Origin of the sequence: Corynebacterium sp. H113 (genome assembly GCF_037572315.1) — a bacterium.
GTDB lineage: Bacteria > Actinomycetota > Actinomycetes > Mycobacteriales > Mycobacteriaceae > Corynebacterium.
The window spans coordinates 129,602-147,850 of sequence record NZ_JBBHKZ010000003.1 but is presented as its reverse complement, the minus strand read 5'-3'; the positions used below and the strand labels follow the sequence as shown (position 1 = coordinate 147,850).

Here is an 18,249-nt window from a genome sequence, read left to right as displayed (position 1 = left end):
TCTCGTGCCACTTCCTACCTACAGTTCGGAGTTTTCCGCTATGACTTTTGACGCTTCTAGCTTCGGCCCGTTCACTCAGCAGGCTTTGAATCGAGCCGTACGCGAGGCCGTGGAGTTTGTTCACGCCGAGGGCTGGGATGCTCGCCCATCTTTGTTTGCGTTGGTCCCGACTGAACTTGTTGCGGAAAGCCTGGATCCTTCGGTTCTCGACGACTCACCAGTCACTCTAGTCACACAGGAAACACTTCCGGAGGGGATTGACGGGGGTAGCCCGGAGCTTGCCGACTTTATTGCACGAACGACATGGCCCGAGGGTGTAGTCGGCGCCGTTTTGGCTCAGGAGATCCTCATCGTCGCCCCGGAAGACGAAGGTGCACTAGACAACATTCGACTCGATGAATTGCAGTCCACCTCCGGCCAAGGAATCGCCCGGCAAGCTCGACTTTTCTCGGGAGTACTGGCCGACGGACCATCACTGACACTCATTCAACCCCGCCCCACAGACGCTGAACTAGACGAGTGGGGCCCCTTCGCCGATGACGAGATTCGCCTCCATTCCGGAGACGGAATTGCCGACGGCGTTATCGCTGCACTCGCATCAACATTTTCATAACCAAACTCCTTACGGCCATAACCAGGTTGACAACCTCGGGAAAAACCTGTTCTATAACAGAGTGATAAAGACACCCCTGAGCGTTTCTTAGGTGTCTGCCCAGTTCTCTATTCGACCATGGAGCCCCAAAACATGAAGAAGACTATGTCTCGCCGCGTTGCTGCCATCACCGCTGCCGCAGCAACCGCAGCAACCACTGTCCTGACCGGTGGCATCGCTAACGCCCTTCCAACTGGAAACTACGTTGCGTTTGGCGACTCCTTCCCAGCTAACCCAGGCCCAGAGGACAACACCACGTGGGGTTCCTGGACCGGTTGCCCACAGGGCAACACCAATGTCTCTCGCCAGGTTGGATCCAAGGCTGGACTCGAAATCCGTGACTTCACTTGTAACGGCACCACCGCGTACGTCCCAACTGACCCAGTGAAGAGCTTGAATGCTCAGGTCGATGACGCACTTGCTCGCAACGCCATCAACCACGAGACCCAATTGGTCACCTTCTTCGTTGGCGCCAACGACTCCATGCAGGCATTCTGGGCACCTGGCGCAGTCCAGGACGAGGGCTTCAATGCTGCAATGACCGGCGCGATCCGCAAGATTCAGCAGCGCAATTCCCATGCTCGCATCCTGGTTGTCGGATACCCAGAGTTCACCTCCCGCTCCGCAGCTGATGGTCACTACGCTTGTCCAATCAACGCCTACGGCTTCGCTCCTCAGATCCCAGCTGCTCCACTGCACCAGATCGAGATGGCAACCCAGGCTCGTCAGCAGCGTGCTGCGAACGAAACTGGCGCAGGCTTCGTCAACATGAAGGACATCGCCAACATCAACATGGCAATGTGTGGCCGCGACGGAGAGCGTCTTGTCTCCGCAATCCTGGACTCTGACACCGCTCAGTACAACATGACTAACCACCTGACCCACCGCGGATCTGCGGTGTTCTCAGACGTTATCGCAAACGTTTACAAGAGCACTTTCTAAGTAGCTTTTTGAACTTCGGTTTGCTCTAAACAAAACGCCAAAAGCCACGTCGAAAGGTCGAATCGACGTGGCTTTTGACATGCGCGCATGAGCCCAAAAATAGGCACAAAAATGAGCCACACTCCCCATCGAGTGTGGCTCATCCTCGTTCTATGGGACTACCTAGTCACAACCCCAACCGATTTGCCTAGCGCCAATCATCCCAGGCGGAACGATTCGTTCCACGCCCATTCGAGCCTGGATTGCGCGGAGGCTCGTTAGGTGGAGTTGTACCTCTCGCTGGCTGATCATCGCTGACCACGGGTGTCGCTTCGTTCTGATCCGCATCAGTCACTGCAGTGCCACCAGAATTCATGCCGGCATCGTCACCAGCAGCAACACCTTCATTAACTGACTCTGCTGCGCCGTTGCCAGCGTCGTCAAGCGTTTCCTTTGTAGTCTCCGAAGGCTTTCCACCACGCATCATCCGGCGAACCCACCAGAACAACAGAGCGAGAATCAGAATGGTGGCGGCAAGAATTGCCCACATCCACCACTGCCAGTTCAGGCCGGAATCGTCGAAGAACTGTTCGTCGGATGGATCCATAGGAACTTGATGACCACGAACAATGAGGCGGTGCGTGTTGATTCCATACGGAGTACACGTGACCAAAGTGACCAGGTCCTCCCCTTCGACAGGTTCGAGAACTTCTGTCTGGTCGGGAGTTACCACGCGAATCGAATGAACTTCGTACTTCAGTTTGTGGCCAGCAACGGCAATATAGAAGGCATCGCCTTCCTTGACCTTGACCAAGTTGTCCCACAACGTTGCATTCGACAATCCAGTATGGCCGGACAACACGGAGTGCTTACCAATGCCGCCTACCGGCAAATCTGTGCCGAAAAGGTGGCCAACACCGCGCTGCAAAACCGCGTCTGAAGTGCCGTGATAGATAGGCAGATCAGAATTGATACTAGGAATAATGATGCGGCCCATGGCATTTGCCTGGTTGAGCTGCTGCTCATAGCGCTGATACTCGGGATTATCCGTGGCGGCACGAGACGACCACGCATCCATAATCGGACCCGTATTCTTCGTGTCGTTGTAGACATGCGCTTCTTCCCACGCAGTGTCCTTCACTTCCTGAGGAATATCTTTCTCCAACTTGGAGTACTCCTCGGCAGCTTTGAGCTGTCCCATGTTGTTCCATTGCGTTGCGACGACCGGGTACAACAACACTCCCAGCCCCACCAAGATCAACAACACTGGGAGCAGAACGCCCCTGCGCTTGCGCTTGACCTCCGACTTTCCAGCGGACTGCGCATCAGGCTGGCCAGCTGCTGACGCTGCGCCCTTACGCTTCGTAGCCGAACGATTCGCCATACTTACTCTCCCAGCACAAAAGCAGAAATTCGGGGAACGCCATAATGAGGTTTACCCCTTGGCTAGTCTATCGCTCAGCGGGATTGTGAACGTTACGTGAGCAGGCAAAATGTGGTGAACGCCATGTATTTCGACACAGCTCGAACCATCAGTGACATAGTGGAAACTATGAAAGCGACCTTCATTCACGGGCCGGGCGATATTCGCGTTGCGGAGATCGATAAACCGACCAGCAAGGATTCCACCGACGCTGTTATCAAGATTGTCGCAACCTGCGTGTGCGGCTCCGACCTGTGGCCGTATCGCGGTCACGACGACATTCCAGAACCACGCCAGATGGGCCACGAGTACGTCGGCATCGTTGAAGAAATCGGCAGCGAAGTCCGCACTGTCAAAGTAGGTGATTTCGTCATTGGTTCGTTCTGTCTGTCCGACAACACCTGTGACATCTGCACCGCCGGTTACCACTCACGATGCGTCAACGGCGGTTTCGTCGGCAAGGCGCAAGCCGAGTACCTGCGAGTTCCGCTTGCCGACGGCACTCTCGTCGCAACGCCGTCCCAACCAGATGCCGACCTCATCCCTTCCCTACTGGCGGCCTCGGACGTGCTGGGCACCGGCTGGTTCGCAGCGGATGAAGCTCAAGCTGGTCCAGGCAAGACCGTGGTTGTCGTCGGTGATGGAGCTGTTGGTCTGTTGGCTGTCCTTTCTGCGAAGCAAATGGGTGCCGATCGAATTATTGCGATGAGTCGACACGCTGACCGACAGGCACTGGCCCGAGAGTTCGGTGCCACCGACATTGTCGAAGAGCGTGGGGATGACGGCGTCGCAAAGATCAAGGAACTCACCGATGGTCTCGGCGCACATTCGGTCATCGAGGCTGTGGGAACGCAGGAGTCGATGATGCAGGCGATCAAGGCATGCCGCCCAGGCGGACACGTCGGCTTCGTCGGTGTCTCACACGATGTCGCAATTCCTGGAGATTCCCTGTTCGCCAGCGAAGTTCACTTGATGGGCGGGCCGGCACCAGTGCGTAAATACTTGCCAGAGCTGATTCAGCTGATCATGGATCGCAAGATTGAACCCGGCAAGGTGTTCACCAAGACCGTGCCTCTCGACGACATCGCCGAAGGCTACCGCGCCATGGATCAACGCGAGGCCATCAAGGTATTGGTGCAGCCATGACCTCCCAGAAAATCATCCCGAGCATTTGGTTCAACCGCACTGCCGACGAAGCAGCAGCTTTCTACACATCAGTATTTCCCGACACCACGATCGTGCAGACCGTGCGCTACCCCGAAACTGGCTTGCTGCCTTTCCAAGAAGAATTCGCAGGCCAGACGCTGACCATCGATATCGACATTGCTGGCACACGATTGTCGCTGATTAATGCGGACGAACATTTTGCGCCGAATCCGTCGATAAGCTTTGTTCTGAACTTCGACCCCAGTGTGCTGCCGGATGCGAAGGCACAGCTGGAGCGAGCGTGGGAACAGCTTGTCGATGGCGGGCACGTGCTCATGCCGCTTGGCGAATACCCGTTCATGACGCGCTACGGTTGGCTGGCTGATCGGTTCGGCGTGAACTGGCAGCTCTGTCTGACCGATCCGGCGGGTGATCCGCGGCCGTTCGTGACTCCGCAGCTGCTGTTTGTTGGCGAGGCTCCGCAGGCTGAGGCTGCGAGTGCCAAGTACATCAAGCTTTTCGACGGATCCCGTGGTGCCACGCTCCCCAACCCGGACGTGCCGGGCGCTGTGATGTACAGCGATTTTCAGCTCGCCGGGCAGTGGTTCTCAGCGATTGATGGCGGCCGTGACCATGAGTTTTCGTTCAGCGAGGGCGTGTCCTTGCTGGTCGAAGCCGATGGGCAGGAAGAGCTCGATCGCTTGTGGGCTGCGCTGTCGGCGGTACCTGAAGCTGAAGCATGTGGCTGGTGCAAGGACGAATTCGGGGTGAGTTGGCAGATTGTGCCCGCAAATCTGGGAGAGCTCATGCAAAAGCCGGGAGCGTACTCCCGGCTGATGGGTATGAAGAAGATCGTTATTGACGACTTCTAGTGGTTCGGTCGCTTCTGATGGCTCGTGAGCCTAGTGGTTCGCGAACCTAGTCGGCCTTCTTAGGCTCCACGTTGAAGCCCCAGTCGACGCCGAAGCGATCCTTCAAACCGCCGAACATCGCGCCCCATGCTTGAGGTTCGAGTGGCATGGTGACGGTGCCGCCTTCTGCGAGGGCATTGAACTGCTCGACCATCGCGTCTGTGTCATCTCCCCATACGCAGATGGTGACGCGCTGTTGGGTGTCGTCGTCAGAATGCTCTGGGCTGTCTGCAGCCATGAGATCCCAGCCTGCGTCGGTGACGAGGTGGCCGTGCATGATGCCCGGATTGTCGGAGCCCATGTTGGACCATGGGAGGGTGTTTGGGGTGCCGCCGAAAACGGATGCGTAGAAGTTCAGTGCTTCTTCAGCCTGGCCAGTGAAGCCAATGTATGGCGTCGCGTTGATCATGTCCTAAAAGTAGACCTGTGCTGGTGCAGGTGCAATGGGTGTGGTGGCGGGGCGGAGTTGTCGGCACGGAAGGCGATCTACTTTCGCATCTGCCGAATCGCGATGATAGCGGCCACCACCATGATGATCAGCCCAATCCCGCCCAGACCTGGAGAATCATCTTGCTCGCCAAGGTAGACGACAAACGCGCCTAGACCTACGAGCAGAATGGAAATGAGATACGGCACGAGTTTCATAGATTGAATAGTACGAGAACTCTCAAACTCCAAAGAAAAATCCCCCTAACCTGCATTAACAGGTAGGGGGTTAAGTGGAGCTGCCGGGAATTGAACCCGGGTCCATCGCCACCTCGCCAGGACTTCTCCGTGCGCAGTTTGCACGGTCGTCTCTACTCGACCCTTCGGCTCAGGCAAACATGTCCGAATGACGGGCCCAGTCACAAGTAAGAAGATCCCTGCTGCACCTTGCGACCAACACAGCAGGCAAGCCCTTTTTAGTCGATGCCAGGGTCCGAACCAAAGGGCAAGCCCGGTCTGACAGACACGCTAATCGCTAATTAGGCAGCGAGTGCGTAGTCGCGCTGAGTATTCTCGGCGCTTATATAGTTGCTACGACGCTTACGGTGGTCTCTAGCCTGCACCGGCACGCTTCCCCTGGCTCGCTGTACGATGTCGAAACCAAAAATCAGCCCCTCAATCGCCCATCCCGGCGCGGGTGCGCGTACATCAGCGCTGGATGGATATATTAGGATAACGCTTTGCGACGACCGTCGTCAAGCAGCACCTATCCAGTGATGCCCTTGACTCGTCGGCCCAACTCGCGCGTGATTTCGCGTTCCTCAGTGCGACGTTTAATGTCCTGGCGCTTGTCGTAGTCCTGCTTACCCGCAGCGAGACCGAGTTCAACTTTGAGGCGGCCGTCCTTGAAGTAAAGCTTCATCGGCACGAGGGTTTTATTGCCGTCGCGTACTTTGCCCCACAGTGAATCGATCTCCCCGCGATGCAGCAGGAGCTTGCGGTTACGACGAGGCGCGTGGTTCATCCACGAGCCATGCGAGTACTCCGGAATGTGGAGACCACGCAGCCAGACTTCGCCGTCATCGATAGTGGCGAAGGCGTCGTTGAGGGAAACACGTCCCTCACGGATGGCTTTGACTTCGGTGCCGACGAGTACAACACCGCACTCGTACGTGTCCAGGATGTTGTAGTCATGCCGGGCACGCCGATTAGTGGCAACGACCGAATTGTTGGCCGATACCTTTTCTTTCTTCGACTTCTTTTTGCCCATAACCTGGACAATCCTAGTTCGTCGGCGGGCATGGAATCAAAACAATTGGGCAATGTTTTCGGGAAAACCGGGCACTCGTGGATGTGATGTCCCTTAACGTCGAGTTAATTCCATTAAAAGTCTGTGAGGTTTTCATGAGTATTGACGCAGCACAACGGGACGCTGCCAGACCTGCCGATGTGAACGAAAATAGTGGCTCTAGCCAGAGCACAACTGGGAACGAAGCAAAGGGCTTCTTGGCGACGCTAGAAAGAGTCGGCAACGCACTCCCCAACCCATTTTGGTTGTTTGTCATTCTTGCAGGCGTAGTCATCATTTCGTCGTGGATTGGCTCCGCTGCTGGCATGACTGCGAAGGATCCGGCTACCGGTGACACCATCGCGGTTCAAAACTTGGCCACCGCCGAGTACTTCCAAAAGATGGTGACCGATGCCGTCACGAACTTCACTGAGTTCGCGCCACTCGGACTCATTCTTGTGTGCATGCTGGGTGTCGCAATTGCCGAGTATTCAGGCCTGATTGGTTCCGCGATTCGCGCTGCAATCGCGAAAGTTCACTCCCCGATGCTGCTGACTTTTGTGGTCGCACTCGCGGGTGTTACCGGTTCTATTGCCTCGGATGCCGTCTACGTAATCCTCATTCCGCTCGGCGCTGCATCTTTCAAAGCCGTGGGACGCAACCCCATCGTTGGTGCGATGGTGGCCTTCGCAGCTTCGTCGGCAGGCTTCAACGCCTCACTCGTCCTGAACATTACCGACGTGCTTCTCGCCGGCATTTCGACGACTGCCGCCGCATTCGTCGACCCCGAGTACGTGGTATCACCGCTGGCTAACTACTTCTTCACGATGGCATCGTCTATCGTGCTGGCCGCGATTATCACGGTGGTCACTGAGTTCTTCATTACGAAGCATGTTGCCAAAACCATCAATGACGAGCACATTAACCACGAAGCTGCGGAGTTCACGAAGCCCGGAGCAAAGAAGGCTGTAGCCGAGGCAGATGCCAAGGCAAACGCGGAGAACCATGCCTCTGGTGACTCCACTGACGATCGCGAGCAGCTCAAGCTTGATAGCAATGAACGCCGAGGCTTGGCGTTCGCGGGCATTATGGCGGTCATTGCGCTGGCGTCGTGGACAGCATTCCTTGTCATCCCAGGTTCGCCACTGCGCGGTGAAGGCGATGGCATCTTGAACTCACCTCTGCTGACCGACATCGTGGTGTCCATCGCGATCTTCTTCGCTGCGACGGGCATTGCATATGGCGTTGGTGCGAAAACAATCCGGTCGTCGTCAGATATTCCAGACTTCATGGAGCGAGGCCTGGATACGCTCACCGCGATGATGGTGTTGTTCTTCGCGGTTGCGCAGTTTACGGCGTACTTCAAGTGGTCGAATCTCGGTCAGTGGACGGCGATCATGGGTGCCGAATTCCTGACTACGGCTGATCTGCCACCGCTGGTCTTGTTCGCAGCGTTGGTGCTGCTGGTTGCAGTACTTAACTTGCTGATCACCTCTGGCTCAGCACAGTGGGCGCTCATGGCACCCGTTGTGGTCCCGATGCTGATGTACGTCAATGTTTCGCCGGAAGTTGCACAGCAGTTGTTCCGTATTGGCGATTCGCCAACGAACATCATCACGCCGATGTCGCCGTACTTCGCTTTGGCACTGACCTTCTTGCAGAAGTACTACAAACCAGCAGGCGTCGGCACCTTGATGTCACTGGCACTGCCATATGCAATTTCGATGCTTGTCGGCTGGTTCCTGTTCTTCGTGATCTGGTACCTCGCAGGCATTCCGCTTGGACCAGGCGTTCCGGTGCGTTAACGAACCTCGGGTTCTTCCACATCGTTTCGCCCGGCCTTTCTGCCGGGTTTCTGGCTCCGACCTGGTTTCAACATCACAATATGCGTCGTGACGGCAGCACCCAGCAACACGAAAATGGCCCACACCACTGGTTTGCCAATGAAAAATGCAGACGCCATAAGACCAATCCACAATAAGGCCAACGTGCGTGCCTTGTGCGCACGGGTCATCGTGCCGTCGTAATAGTTGCGAAGGTATGGGCCAAATAGTCGATGGTTGAGCAACCATTGCTGCAAGCTGTCAGAGCTTCGCGCGAAACAAAACACCGCAAGTAGTAGGAATGGTGTAGTCGGCAACAATGGCACCACAATGCCAATCGAACCCAGCGCGACACTCAGCACGCCGATGCCGATGTACACATACTTCACGGCGGCAATTTTAACGTAAGCTAACTTCACAAAACCGAGAGGAAGCTGTTTTCCGTGCCTACCAAGCACTTGTCTTTTACTGGTTCCACTGGAGAGTCGCTCGCGGCTTCCGTCGATCTTCCCGACGGACACATTCGCGCCTGGGCGCTTTTCGGTCACTGCTTTACGTGCAATCGACAAGTACGAGGCGCTTCGCGCACCTGCAAAGCACTAGCTAAACAAGGAATCGCAGCATTTCGGTTCGACTTCACTGGCCTCGGCGAATCCGGTGGCGACTTCGGCGAGACGACGTTTCTGACCAACGTCAATGACCTCATCGCAGCCTACGAATTCATGGACTCGCACCCAGAATTGCAGGCGCCGTCACTCCTTGTCGGCCATTCCCTCGGTGGCGCCGCTGTACTTCGCGCCGGGCAGGACATGCCGAAGGCCAAAGCCGTAGCCACCATTGGCGCCCCATTTGACCCGGCCCACTCCATCTTGCGCATCGCCGAAGACATCAGCACTGTCGACCAATACGGAACCCAGAACCTCAATATCGGCGGTCGCGAGGTTCCGATTTCCCGAGAGTTCCTCGAAGTCCTCGCGGAGACGAACCCGGAAAGCTACGTCGGAAAGCTTCGAAAGCCGTTGTTGATCTTGCATTCTCCGACGGACCAGGTAGTGGGAATTGATAACGCGCAGAAGATATTTCAGGTTGCGAGGTATCCGAAGTCGCTGATGAGCCTCGACCGGGCAGATCATTTGCTCACGAGAGCGAAGTCCGCCTCCCGAGCTGCAGATCTGATTCGCGTGTGGGCTGAGGAATATTTGCCCTTTGACTAGGCGTTAGGGAACTCCGTTAACCGAAGTCCTGCGTGAGTGCCATTCACTGTGAAATACTTTGTTCCATGAACGGACACGATGAAGGTGACACAATCGCACCTCCCCAGTGGGAATGCGCAGTTGGAACCATCGAGGGTCTGTACGAACAGGTTCCGATGGCAAGTGGGAAAACGGCAGGATATTCAGTAGTTGCGCGCGCATTAGGCATCCCCTACGCCTATGCCGAGCGTTACCAACGCCCGCAGCACACTGGGCATTTGGCGGATCATTTTGGTGAGGCATTCCAGGCCACGACGCCGGCACCGATGTGTCCACAAAATCCGCCGACAGCAGCAACGCAGCTCGTCGCGCCTGCCGATGATCCACTAGGACAGGACGAAAATTGCCTCCGTCTTTCCATCACCACACCGTCCGGCATTCCAGTGAAGGACAAGAACAATAGCCAGCATTTCTGTGGCCTTCCCGTAGCAGTTTGGCTTCATGGCGGTGGCAACGTCGCCGGTGGCGGCGATGCTGGGCGCTTCAATCCCAGTCGCTTTGTCGCCGAGCACGAGATCATCGTTGTTGACCTCACGTTCCGTTTGGGCGCTTTCGGCTTTCTAGGCACAAGCGATGATGCCGATGCGTCCAACTCAATTTCGCCAAACTTGGGGCTTTACGACATCCGCAGCGCGCTGAAGTGGATCCGCACGAACATTGATCGCTTCGGTGGCGACCCCAGCAATGTCACGCTCATGGGTCAGTCAGCAGGTGCCGACCTAGCCATCGCGATGATGGCCGCCGAGGGCGCCCGCATCATGGGCGCGCCCCTCGCCGAGAAGAACGCTTTTGAGCCTCTTTTCCATCGAGTCATTTTGCAGAGCGCCCCGTTCGGTTTCTTGGAAAGTTTCACTTTGCCGCCCGGACATGGAGAGCCGTCGCCACGTGCACTGATGCATGAGGCAATGCGCACTGAGGCACGCCTTCCTGCACCTGATGCGCCTGTCAGTGAAGTGCTGGAAGCCGAGAAACGCGGGCTTGTAGCTGCTGCCGACTATCCGAATGGAAAGGCCATGCCGTTCGGTCCCAGCTATGGGTTCGCGCCACTCCCATCTGCCGAGGATTTCGAACAATGCATTGCCGACGTGTCACCGCACATCGACATTCTTGCGGGTCGCAGCACTCGCGAGGCTGCGCTGTTCATGAATTCAGACGAACGCATCCAGTCCATGAGTGACATTCCTCTGGTCGGCAAGAGACTTGCCGAAAAGGCGATTCTCCACTACTCACGTAAGACATATTCCCCACGCCGTTTCACCACCATGTATGCGCGTCGTGGAGGTCACGGATTTCGGTACCTGTTCGATTGGGGCGCGCCGAGCAATCCTTACCGAAGTGTGCACTGTTCTGAACTTCCCTTGCTGTGGGGAAACGAAGAAACGTGGGAGAACTCCGCGCTCATCGATGGCCTGAGCTGGGAGCAGGTAGAAGTGGACGGCTATGCACTACGTCGCGCGTGGGCAGAGTTCATCCGGTTTGGTCGATTCTCCAAGGAGGTCACGCAACAAACTGCCCACTTCCTCCAGCTGGAACAGACGTACTAACCTCGAACCAACCTCGCGCTAATTGCAAACGGTAATCCTTTCTGTTTTCGCAGGTAGACAAGGGTTTACCGCCCCGGCTAGGGTGGCAATCATGAGCGAGCAGTCTTCCGAACACAACGCCCACAGCCACGATCACGAACACGATCACGATCATTCGCATGTGCCCAGTTCTCCTCGCCGCTTAATCGCGGCCACCGCGGTAACACTCACAGTTTTCTTCGCTGAGCTCATCGGCGGGCTGGTGTCCGGCTCCCTCGCACTGCTTGCCGACGCCGGCCACATGCTCACCGACGCAGCTGGCCTACTCATGGCGCTTGCTGCTTTGTTTATCGGTCGTCGCAAAGCTAATGATTCCGCGACTTTCGGGCATCGTCGTGCCGAGGTATTCGCAGCTCTCGCCAACGCAATCAGCGTATTGGTCATCGCAGGTTTCATCGTGTGGGAAGCGGTCAAACGATTCGGGGCGGGCGCGGAGATCAATACTCAACAGATGTTGATTATCGCGATTGTCGGCCTGATCGCTAACCTCATTGGCATGTGGCTGCTCTCGGAACCAGCCAAGGGTTCAGTCAATATTCGCGGCGCCTACCTGCATGTTCTCGTTGATGCCGCAGGTTCCGTCGCGGTGATCATTTCTGCGTTGCTCATCGCAGCCACCGGCTGGACCTCCGTCGACGCAGTAGTATCGCTGATCATTGCAGCGCTCATCGTTCCACGATCACTAAAACTCGCGCGCACGTGCGTGTCCATCCTCATGGAGCACACACCTGACGACGTCGACATCACCACAATCCGCCAAGCACTGGAGAGCCTCGACGGCGTTGTCGACAGCCATGATCTTCATGTGTGGTCACTATCCGGATCCGAGACACTGCTCACTGTGCATTTGGTCACGGACGGACATTGCCACGGCAACTGTGACGAGACCACACTGCTGGATCGTGCTCAGACTATGCTGGCTACCCAGTTCGGAATCGAGCACTCAACGATTCAGATCGAACACGTGGATCACGTGCATCACGAGTTTGAAACGCACTGTTAGACAACGCGCTCTATCCCTCTAGCTGCTCTCCCAGTTCCAGCCATTCCATTTCCAATTCGTCGCGTTCTTCGCGGACTGCTGCTGCTGCCTTATCCAACTTCGCCAGTTTCTCGGTATCCAGGTTGGCAATGTCAGCACTGGCTTCCGCCATCTGCGCATGCATCTTCGCTTCCTTTTCAGAAAGCTTCGCCATTTTGCGCTCCAGGCTGTTCATCTTCTTTTGCACAGCATGAGCTTCGGCAGCAGAAATAGCGCGTTCGGCAGACTCAGCGCGTTCGTTGGTTGACTCTTCTCCGGCCCCAGCAGCACGCGTCGGCGCAGCACCAGTGACACCGCTTGCAGCCAAAACTTTGCGACGCTCCAAGTACTGCTCAATCCCACCCGGCAAGTTCGTGAGCGTGCCATCGCCGAACAGCGCCCACGTGGAATCACACACGCGCTCAATGAGATAGCGGTCGTGGGAAATGACCACAAGGGTGCCCGGCCATGAATCAAGGAGATCTTCGAGTTCCTGCAGCGTGTCAATGTCGAGGTCATTCGTCGGCTCGTCGAGAAGCAGAATATTCGGCTCGCTCATCAACACCCGGGTGAGCTGGAGCCGGCGACGCTCGCCACCAGACAGATCCCCCACCGGAGTGCGCTGGCGCTTCGGCGAAAATCCAAGACGCTCTGCAAGCTGCGACGCCGTCAGCTGCTTGTTGCCCAGATCGATGTACGTTGCAACGTCCTCTATTGCAGTGAGCACGCGCATGTCCGTTGGCAGATCGTCGAGTTCCTGGCGCAACCACCCCATGCGGACAGTCTTGCCTTCGATCCGTCGCCCCTCGTCCAGCGGGTGCTCACCGGCGAGCGTGCGCAGCAGAGTCGTCTTTCCCGAGCCGTTCACGCCAACCAAACCGATGCGTTCGCCCGGCGCGAGCCGCCATGTCAGATCCTTCACCAGCTGTCGCCCATCGGGCGCAGAGAACGCAGCATGTTCCAACTCAACAACGACTTTGCCTTGACGACGCTTCGAAAACGCCATCAATTCCACTGAGTCACGGGGTTGTGGCACATCCGAAATCAACGCTTCAGCAGCCTCGATGCGGTAGCGTGGCTTCGAAGTTCGCGCTGGTGCACCACGGCGCAGCCACGCAAGTTCTTTACGCGCGAGGTTCTGCCGACGCTGCTCGGCTGCATCTGCCTGTCGCGCACGTTCGGCACGAGCAAACGTCCAGTCGTTATAACCGCCGTCATACATATCGACGACCCCGTCATGCACTTCCCACGTCTTCGTGGCCACGGTGTCCAAGAACCAACGGTCGTGCGTAACAACTACCAAAGCCGACCGTCGCGACATGACGTGATCTGCAAGCCACTGCACACCTTCGATATCAAGGTGGTTCGTTGGCTCGTCCAAAATGAGCAAATCCAGGTCCTGGACCAACGCAGCTGCGAGGTTTACGCGACGGCGCTCGCCACCAGACAACCCGCCTACACGGGTTTCCAGCCCCAGATCATTAATGCCCAGTCCCTCAAGCACATTTCGTACCTTCGCGTTGCCCGCCCACTCGTGTTCGGTCAACCCGAGTGGCGCAATGACGCAATCGAAGATGGTCGCTTCCGGATCTAACTCGGCACCCTGCGTGACGTGCGCCATGGCCAATTCATTAGCGCGCGATACTCGACCGGAATCCGCAGGTTCAACCCCCGCCAAAATCTTCAGCAAAGTGGACTTGCCACCGCCGTTCAAACCGACGACGCCGATGCGGTCGCCAGTTTGAATGCCCAACGACACTCCGTCGAGAAGTGTCTTTAACCCGAAGGCCTTGGAGATATTTTCACAATTAATCAAGTTCGCCATGATGGCCCTAATTGTGCCAGATCCTGCGGATTCAACTGGAACCGGCGACGACCGCGCCATAGCACGTGCCGGACACCGCCAGTTCTCCCGCGAGATCAATCGCGGAATCCCGATCGCGCCCTAAAAAGGCGATCGCCGGCCCGTTGAAACACAGCACTGCCCCGGCGGCGGGTGCACAGTTCAAACCTGAATTCGCGTGCGATTTCACTCGTCGGACTTTCGGCACCAACGTGGCCGCTGCTGCGTCGAAGTCATTGCGTAATTGTGCTCCGATACGCATCACATCGCCCGCAATCAAGGCTTGCTGCAATTGCCTGGCACACACCGCATCGGCCGCCACCAAGCCTTCTGTGGAAGCATCCTTGACACGGCCTAATTCCTCCAGCGTTGCCACCGAATCTGCGACGCTCACGGAATCTCGTTGCAGCGCAATTGCCCACCACTGATCACCGCGCGCCAGCACCCGCGTAGAGACAACGTCTGACAGCTTTCCAGTCCCCACTTCGAGCGAGCCTCGTACGCTATGCATTCCCCCACGCATGCTCAGAGGCGCAAGCGGATCCAGCTCAGCCGCCGCCGTGGACAGCTGATGTTCATCCGGTTGCAGCTCCAAGGCCTCAGATACTGCCACCACGGCTGCGGCACAGGTCGCAGCCCGTCGCCCCAAGCAGTCTGGAATCTCCGTACCCACGGTTGCGGTAAACGGCACTGTTTCCGCATGCGGGGATTGCTTTCCGACGACCGCTAGTACAGCTTCCCTGACCACATCGGGCAGCGATGCCGTCGGCACAGGGACATCAGACCACGTCAGCTCCACGGTTGCATGCATCGATACTGCTTGCACGATCATCAGCATCTCAAGCACCCGTTCACCAGTTGTGCTCGTAGCTTTTGCCAGTTCGCAGCGAAGCGTCAACAATGCGGGCGCAGATGCGGTCACCGTCTGTGCGTCTCGATGAGCGGAAATCATGTGGCAATCCTAAGGCTGAACTGCAGCATCTGCGAAAACCACCGCCACAGCCGAAGTTCATGTGATTCACTTTTCCTACAGAAAGAAAGGACACCGTGATGGCTGACACTGGTTTTCCTGATGCCGATGCCCACGCTGATTTCTCCAGCGCCCGGCGCCGCGCTCGCATCGGCCGGACGATCGCTAGGCTGCGTGGCCAACCCGATGATGTCACCCAAGTCCTGCCTTACGACGAAGTCGTTGAGGCTCTTGGACGCACCGGGACGACTGACCACGGGTTGTGTCTGGTGCCTGTCGTGAACATCGTTGGGTCGGTTGATCGCACGCAGCATTTCGACCGTTCCTTTCGTCCCACCTCATCAGTAACCCGCGCTCGTTGGGCGAAGTTGAACGCTGCACAGCGTCGTGGAGAATCGGTCCCGCCCGTCGTGCTGCGCAAAATCGGCACAATGTACTTCGTGGTAGACGGCCATAATCGTGTATCTATTGCGCGAGCGCGCGGAGATATCGACATTGCTGCTCACGTGACGGAAGTCCATACCCGCGTGGATCCATCGGGAATCCAAGGCAATCGAGACATTGTTTTGAAATCTCACCGCCGTGTCTTCATGACTCGAGTTCCACTCCCCCACGAACACGCCGTCGCCATCTCGTTGCCCAATCCGTGGAAGTACGCGGAACTGGCCGAGTGCGTCGAAGCATGGGGGTTCCGTGTCATGCAAGCAGATAAGCAGTATTACGACCGCGAGACTATCGCGCAGCGCTGGTTCAACGAGGAGTTTCACCCGGTGGTCACTGCAGCCCGTGCCAGTGACATCGCGCCTCATCACACTGACGCAGAGCTGTACTTATGGATTGCCAACGAACGCTATCGGCTCATCCGAAAGCACGAATGGCCCGATGACGTCTTCACGAAGATTCGCGAAGAAGGCACCGGGCCAACGTGATATTCGATTAGTTAATCGGTCCGTTTGCTACTGCCGAGTGGTTACTACCTTGTACATCATCGTGAAGCGCAAGGTTTTCCCCAGTTTCCGCATCAAAAACGGAGATCTTCTCCGAGTCGAACCACAGCGTCACCTTCTCGCCGCGTCGAGCTTGCGACTCGGCAGACAATCGCGCAACGAGCTTTCCAGACGCAATATCTGAAATCCCTGCATCAGACACTGCAGCCGACGAACTTAGGTCCGCATCTGGCAGTGCAAAGTGAATGAACGTATCAGCACCCATCGATTCCAACACGTCGACAGTGACATCCGTTGTCGTGCCACTGCCCGCTTGCGATTCGTCGACAAGCGCAGCGTCTTCGAAGGTCTCAGGGCGAACACCAACGATTACCTCGCGATCTTGCGCACCCGACAAACGATTCTTCAAATCTGCAGACACCGGCAGCGTGCCCAGCGCAGTCTCAATGGAATCACCGCGCAGGGCGCCCGGCATAAAGTTCATCGATGGTGATCCGATGAAACCAGCGACAAAGAGATTCTTTGGATTTCGGTACAGCTCCTGAGGAGCTCCCACCTGCTGAATAACGCCACCCTTCATTACGACGACACGGTCGCCCAGCGTCATCGCCTCCGTTTGGTCGTGAGTGACATATACGGTGGTCACACCCAGTTTGTCCTGCAACCGGGAGATCTCGGCGCGCATCTGCACACGGAGCTTCGCGTCCAAGTTGGACAACGGCTCATCCATGAGAAACACCTTCGGACGGCGCACAATCGCTCGTCCCATGGCCACACGCTGACGCTGACCACCAGACAAGTTCGATGGCTTGCGATCCAAGAACTGCTCCAAGTCAAGGACACGTGCAGCATCATCGACCTTCTCGTCGATCTCCGACTGCGGTCGCTTCGCCAACTTCAATGGAAATGCAATGTTCTCTCGAACAGTCATGTGCGGGTACAAAGCATATGACTGGAACACCATCGCAATATCGCGATCCTTTGGAGCCACATCGTTAACGCGCTTGCCACCGATAAGCAGGTCACCGTCGGAGATGTCCTCCAGCCCAGCAATCATGTTCAACGTGGTGGACTTTCCACAGCCAGATGGCCCAACGAGGATGATGAACTCTCCATCTTCAATCTTCAGGTTCGCATTATCGACGCCTACTTGACCGTCGGGGAACCTCTTGTACACATTCTTTAGCTCAATTTCAGCCATGACAGGTCTATCCCTTCACTGCACCGGAGGTCAGGCCGGCGACGATACGACGTTGGAAAATAACAACGAAAATGATGATTGGAATGGTGATGACAATTGCTGCCGCAGCAATCGACCCTGTGGGCTCTTCGAACTGCGAGGAACCCGTGAAGTTTGCCATCGCAGCTGGTGCGGTACGAGCCGCTTCCGTGGATGTCAATGACACCGCAAGCAAAAAGTCATTCCACGCAAAAATGAACACCAGAATGGCCGACGTCACGATGCCTGGAATAGCCAACGGCGCTACCACCATGCGAAACGCTTGAAAAGGAGTCGCACCATCCATTTGCGCAGCCTTCTCCAACTCCCACGGAATCTCCTTGAAGAACGACGACAGAATGAAGATCGCCATCGGCAACGCAAACGTGATGTACGGAAGAATCAAGCCGGCCCACGTATCAAAAAGTCCTAGCTTTCGTTCAATGTCGAACAACGGGCTAACCAGCGAGACCTGCGGGAACATCGCAATCAGAAGCGATACGCCCAGGATCAACGACTTACCCGGGAACTCCAATCGAGCAATTGCATACGCCGCCATCGTGCCGATGATGACCGCAATAATCGTCGTAATGAGTCCAATGCCAATCGAGTTAAGCAAGGCGCGGGTGAACTCAGACGTTTGGAAAATGCCCTTGTAATTGTCCAGGGTCCATTCGCGAGGAATGAAGTGCCCGTCATGGAGAGTAGCGGTTGTCTTGAAGGACAAACTCGCAATCCACACCACTGGAATCAAGGCGTACAGCACCACCGCGATGAGTGCGATGGTCCACGCCACTTTCTCTTTACTAGTTGCAGAATTCAT

Annotated in this window: 17 protein-coding genes, 1 other RNA gene and 1 pseudogene; 9 read left to right on the top strand and 10 right to left on the bottom strand. The window is 56.5% G+C overall.

Annotated features, from left to right (window positions below):
* Nucleotides 1-40 precede the first annotated feature (40 nt).
* Both WG938_RS07340 and WG938_RS07335 read left to right on the top strand, forming a co-directional pair.
* Nucleotides 41-613, top strand: coding sequence for a PPA1309 family protein (locus WG938_RS07340; protein ID WP_339979242.1), 573 nt, complete (start codon nt 41-43; stop codon nt 611-613).
* Between the two features lie 132 nt (nt 614-745).
* Entirely contained in the window at nt 746-1,594 is an 849-nt protein-coding gene (locus WG938_RS07335) for a GDSL-type esterase/lipase family protein (RefSeq protein WP_339979240.1), read from the top strand.
* Between the two features lie 442 nt (nt 1,595-2,036).
* Here the strand turns inward: WG938_RS07335 and WG938_RS07330 are convergent.
* Nucleotides 2,037-2,957 (bottom strand): annotated as a pseudogene (locus tag WG938_RS07330) (class C sortase); the annotation flags it as partial.
* 168 nt (nt 2,958-3,125) lie between these two features.
* Here WG938_RS07330 and WG938_RS07325 point away from each other — a divergent pair.
* Complete coding sequence (locus WG938_RS07325) at nt 3,126-4,142, top strand: zinc-dependent alcohol dehydrogenase family protein (RefSeq protein ID WP_339979238.1); 1,017 nt, start codon at nt 3,126-3,128, stop codon at nt 4,140-4,142.
* Nucleotides 4,139-5,014, top strand: a complete 876-nt coding sequence (locus WG938_RS07320; RefSeq protein ID WP_339979236.1) for a VOC family protein — start codon at nt 4,139-4,141, stop codon at nt 5,012-5,014. The genes WG938_RS07325 and WG938_RS07320 overlap by 4 nt, the downstream gene beginning before the upstream one ends.
* Before the next feature lie 46 nt (nt 5,015-5,060).
* On the opposite strand, the gene WG938_RS07315 is transcribed toward WG938_RS07320, so the two are convergent.
* The 4 genes from WG938_RS07315 to smpB form a co-directional block, all read right to left on the bottom strand.
* Nucleotides 5,061-5,462: a VOC family protein gene (locus WG938_RS07315; protein ID WP_339979234.1), complete on the bottom strand. Its 402-nt coding sequence runs from the start codon at nt 5,460-5,462 to the stop codon at nt 5,061-5,063.
* A 77-nt stretch (nt 5,463-5,539) separates the two neighbouring features.
* The gene (locus tag WG938_RS07310) at nt 5,540-5,698 is read right to left on the bottom strand and encodes a hypothetical protein (RefSeq protein WP_339979231.1); all 159 of its coding nucleotides are present in this window, start codon (nt 5,696-5,698) and stop codon (nt 5,540-5,542) included.
* Nucleotides 5,699-5,770: 72 nt separating this feature from the next.
* Nucleotides 5,771-6,154: a transfer-messenger RNA gene (gene ssrA / locus WG938_RS07305) on the bottom strand.
* 91 nt (nt 6,155-6,245) lie between these two features.
* Nucleotides 6,246-6,749: an SsrA-binding protein SmpB gene (gene smpB, locus WG938_RS07300; protein WP_339979229.1), complete on the bottom strand. Its 504-nt coding sequence runs from the start codon at nt 6,747-6,749 to the stop codon at nt 6,246-6,248.
* A gap of 134 nt (nt 6,750-6,883) precedes the next feature.
* Here smpB and WG938_RS07295 point away from each other — a divergent pair, with 134 nt between their 5' ends.
* The gene (locus tag WG938_RS07295; RefSeq protein WP_339979227.1) at nt 6,884-8,572 is read left to right on the top strand and encodes an AbgT family transporter; all 1,689 of its coding nucleotides are present in this window, start codon (nt 6,884-6,886) and stop codon (nt 8,570-8,572) included.
* Here the strand turns inward: WG938_RS07295 and WG938_RS07290 are convergent.
* On the bottom strand, nt 8,569-8,979 hold the full coding sequence (locus WG938_RS07290) for a YbaN family protein (protein WP_339979224.1): 411 nt from the start codon (nt 8,977-8,979) through the stop codon (nt 8,569-8,571). The genes WG938_RS07295 and WG938_RS07290 overlap by 4 nt on opposite strands.
* Nucleotides 8,980-9,033: 54 nt before the next feature.
* On the opposite strand from WG938_RS07290, the gene WG938_RS07285 reads away from it, so the two are divergent.
* From WG938_RS07285 to WG938_RS07275, 3 genes are all read left to right on the top strand, one after another.
* Nucleotides 9,034-9,804, top strand: a complete 771-nt coding sequence (locus WG938_RS07285) for an alpha/beta hydrolase family protein (protein ID WP_339979221.1) — start codon at nt 9,034-9,036, stop codon at nt 9,802-9,804.
* 65 nt (nt 9,805-9,869) lie between these two features.
* On the top strand, nt 9,870-11,387 hold the full coding sequence (locus WG938_RS07280; protein WP_339979219.1) for a carboxylesterase family protein: 1,518 nt from the start codon (nt 9,870-9,872) through the stop codon (nt 11,385-11,387).
* Between the two features lie 91 nt (nt 11,388-11,478).
* On the top strand, nt 11,479-12,429 hold the full coding sequence (locus WG938_RS07275) for a cation diffusion facilitator family transporter (protein WP_339979217.1): 951 nt from the start codon (nt 11,479-11,481) through the stop codon (nt 12,427-12,429).
* A gap of 10 nt (nt 12,430-12,439) precedes the next feature.
* On the opposite strand, the gene WG938_RS07270 is transcribed toward WG938_RS07275, so the two are convergent.
* Complete coding sequence (locus tag WG938_RS07270; protein WP_339979215.1) at nt 12,440-14,272, bottom strand: ABC-F family ATP-binding cassette domain-containing protein; 1,833 nt, start codon at nt 14,270-14,272, stop codon at nt 12,440-12,442.
* Between the two features lie 31 nt (nt 14,273-14,303).
* Nucleotides 14,304-15,242, bottom strand: a complete 939-nt coding sequence (locus WG938_RS07265; RefSeq protein WP_339979212.1) for a hypothetical protein — start codon at nt 15,240-15,242, stop codon at nt 14,304-14,306.
* A gap of 95 nt (nt 15,243-15,337) precedes the next feature.
* Here WG938_RS07265 and WG938_RS07260 point away from each other — a divergent pair, with 95 nt between their 5' ends.
* The gene (locus WG938_RS07260) at nt 15,338-16,189 is read left to right on the top strand and encodes a chromosome partitioning protein ParB (protein WP_339979210.1); all 852 of its coding nucleotides are present in this window, start codon (nt 15,338-15,340) and stop codon (nt 16,187-16,189) included.
* A 7-nt stretch (nt 16,190-16,196) separates the two neighbouring features.
* Here WG938_RS07260 and WG938_RS07255 read toward each other — a convergent pair whose 3' ends face one another.
* Both WG938_RS07255 and WG938_RS07250 read right to left on the bottom strand, forming a co-directional pair.
* Complete coding sequence (locus tag WG938_RS07255) at nt 16,197-17,408, bottom strand: ABC transporter ATP-binding protein (RefSeq protein ID WP_339979208.1); 1,212 nt, start codon at nt 17,406-17,408, stop codon at nt 16,197-16,199.
* Nucleotides 17,409-17,415: 7 nt separating this feature from the next.
* Nucleotides 17,416-18,249: a carbohydrate ABC transporter permease gene (locus tag WG938_RS07250; RefSeq protein WP_339979206.1), complete on the bottom strand. Its 834-nt coding sequence runs from the start codon at nt 18,247-18,249 to the stop codon at nt 17,416-17,418.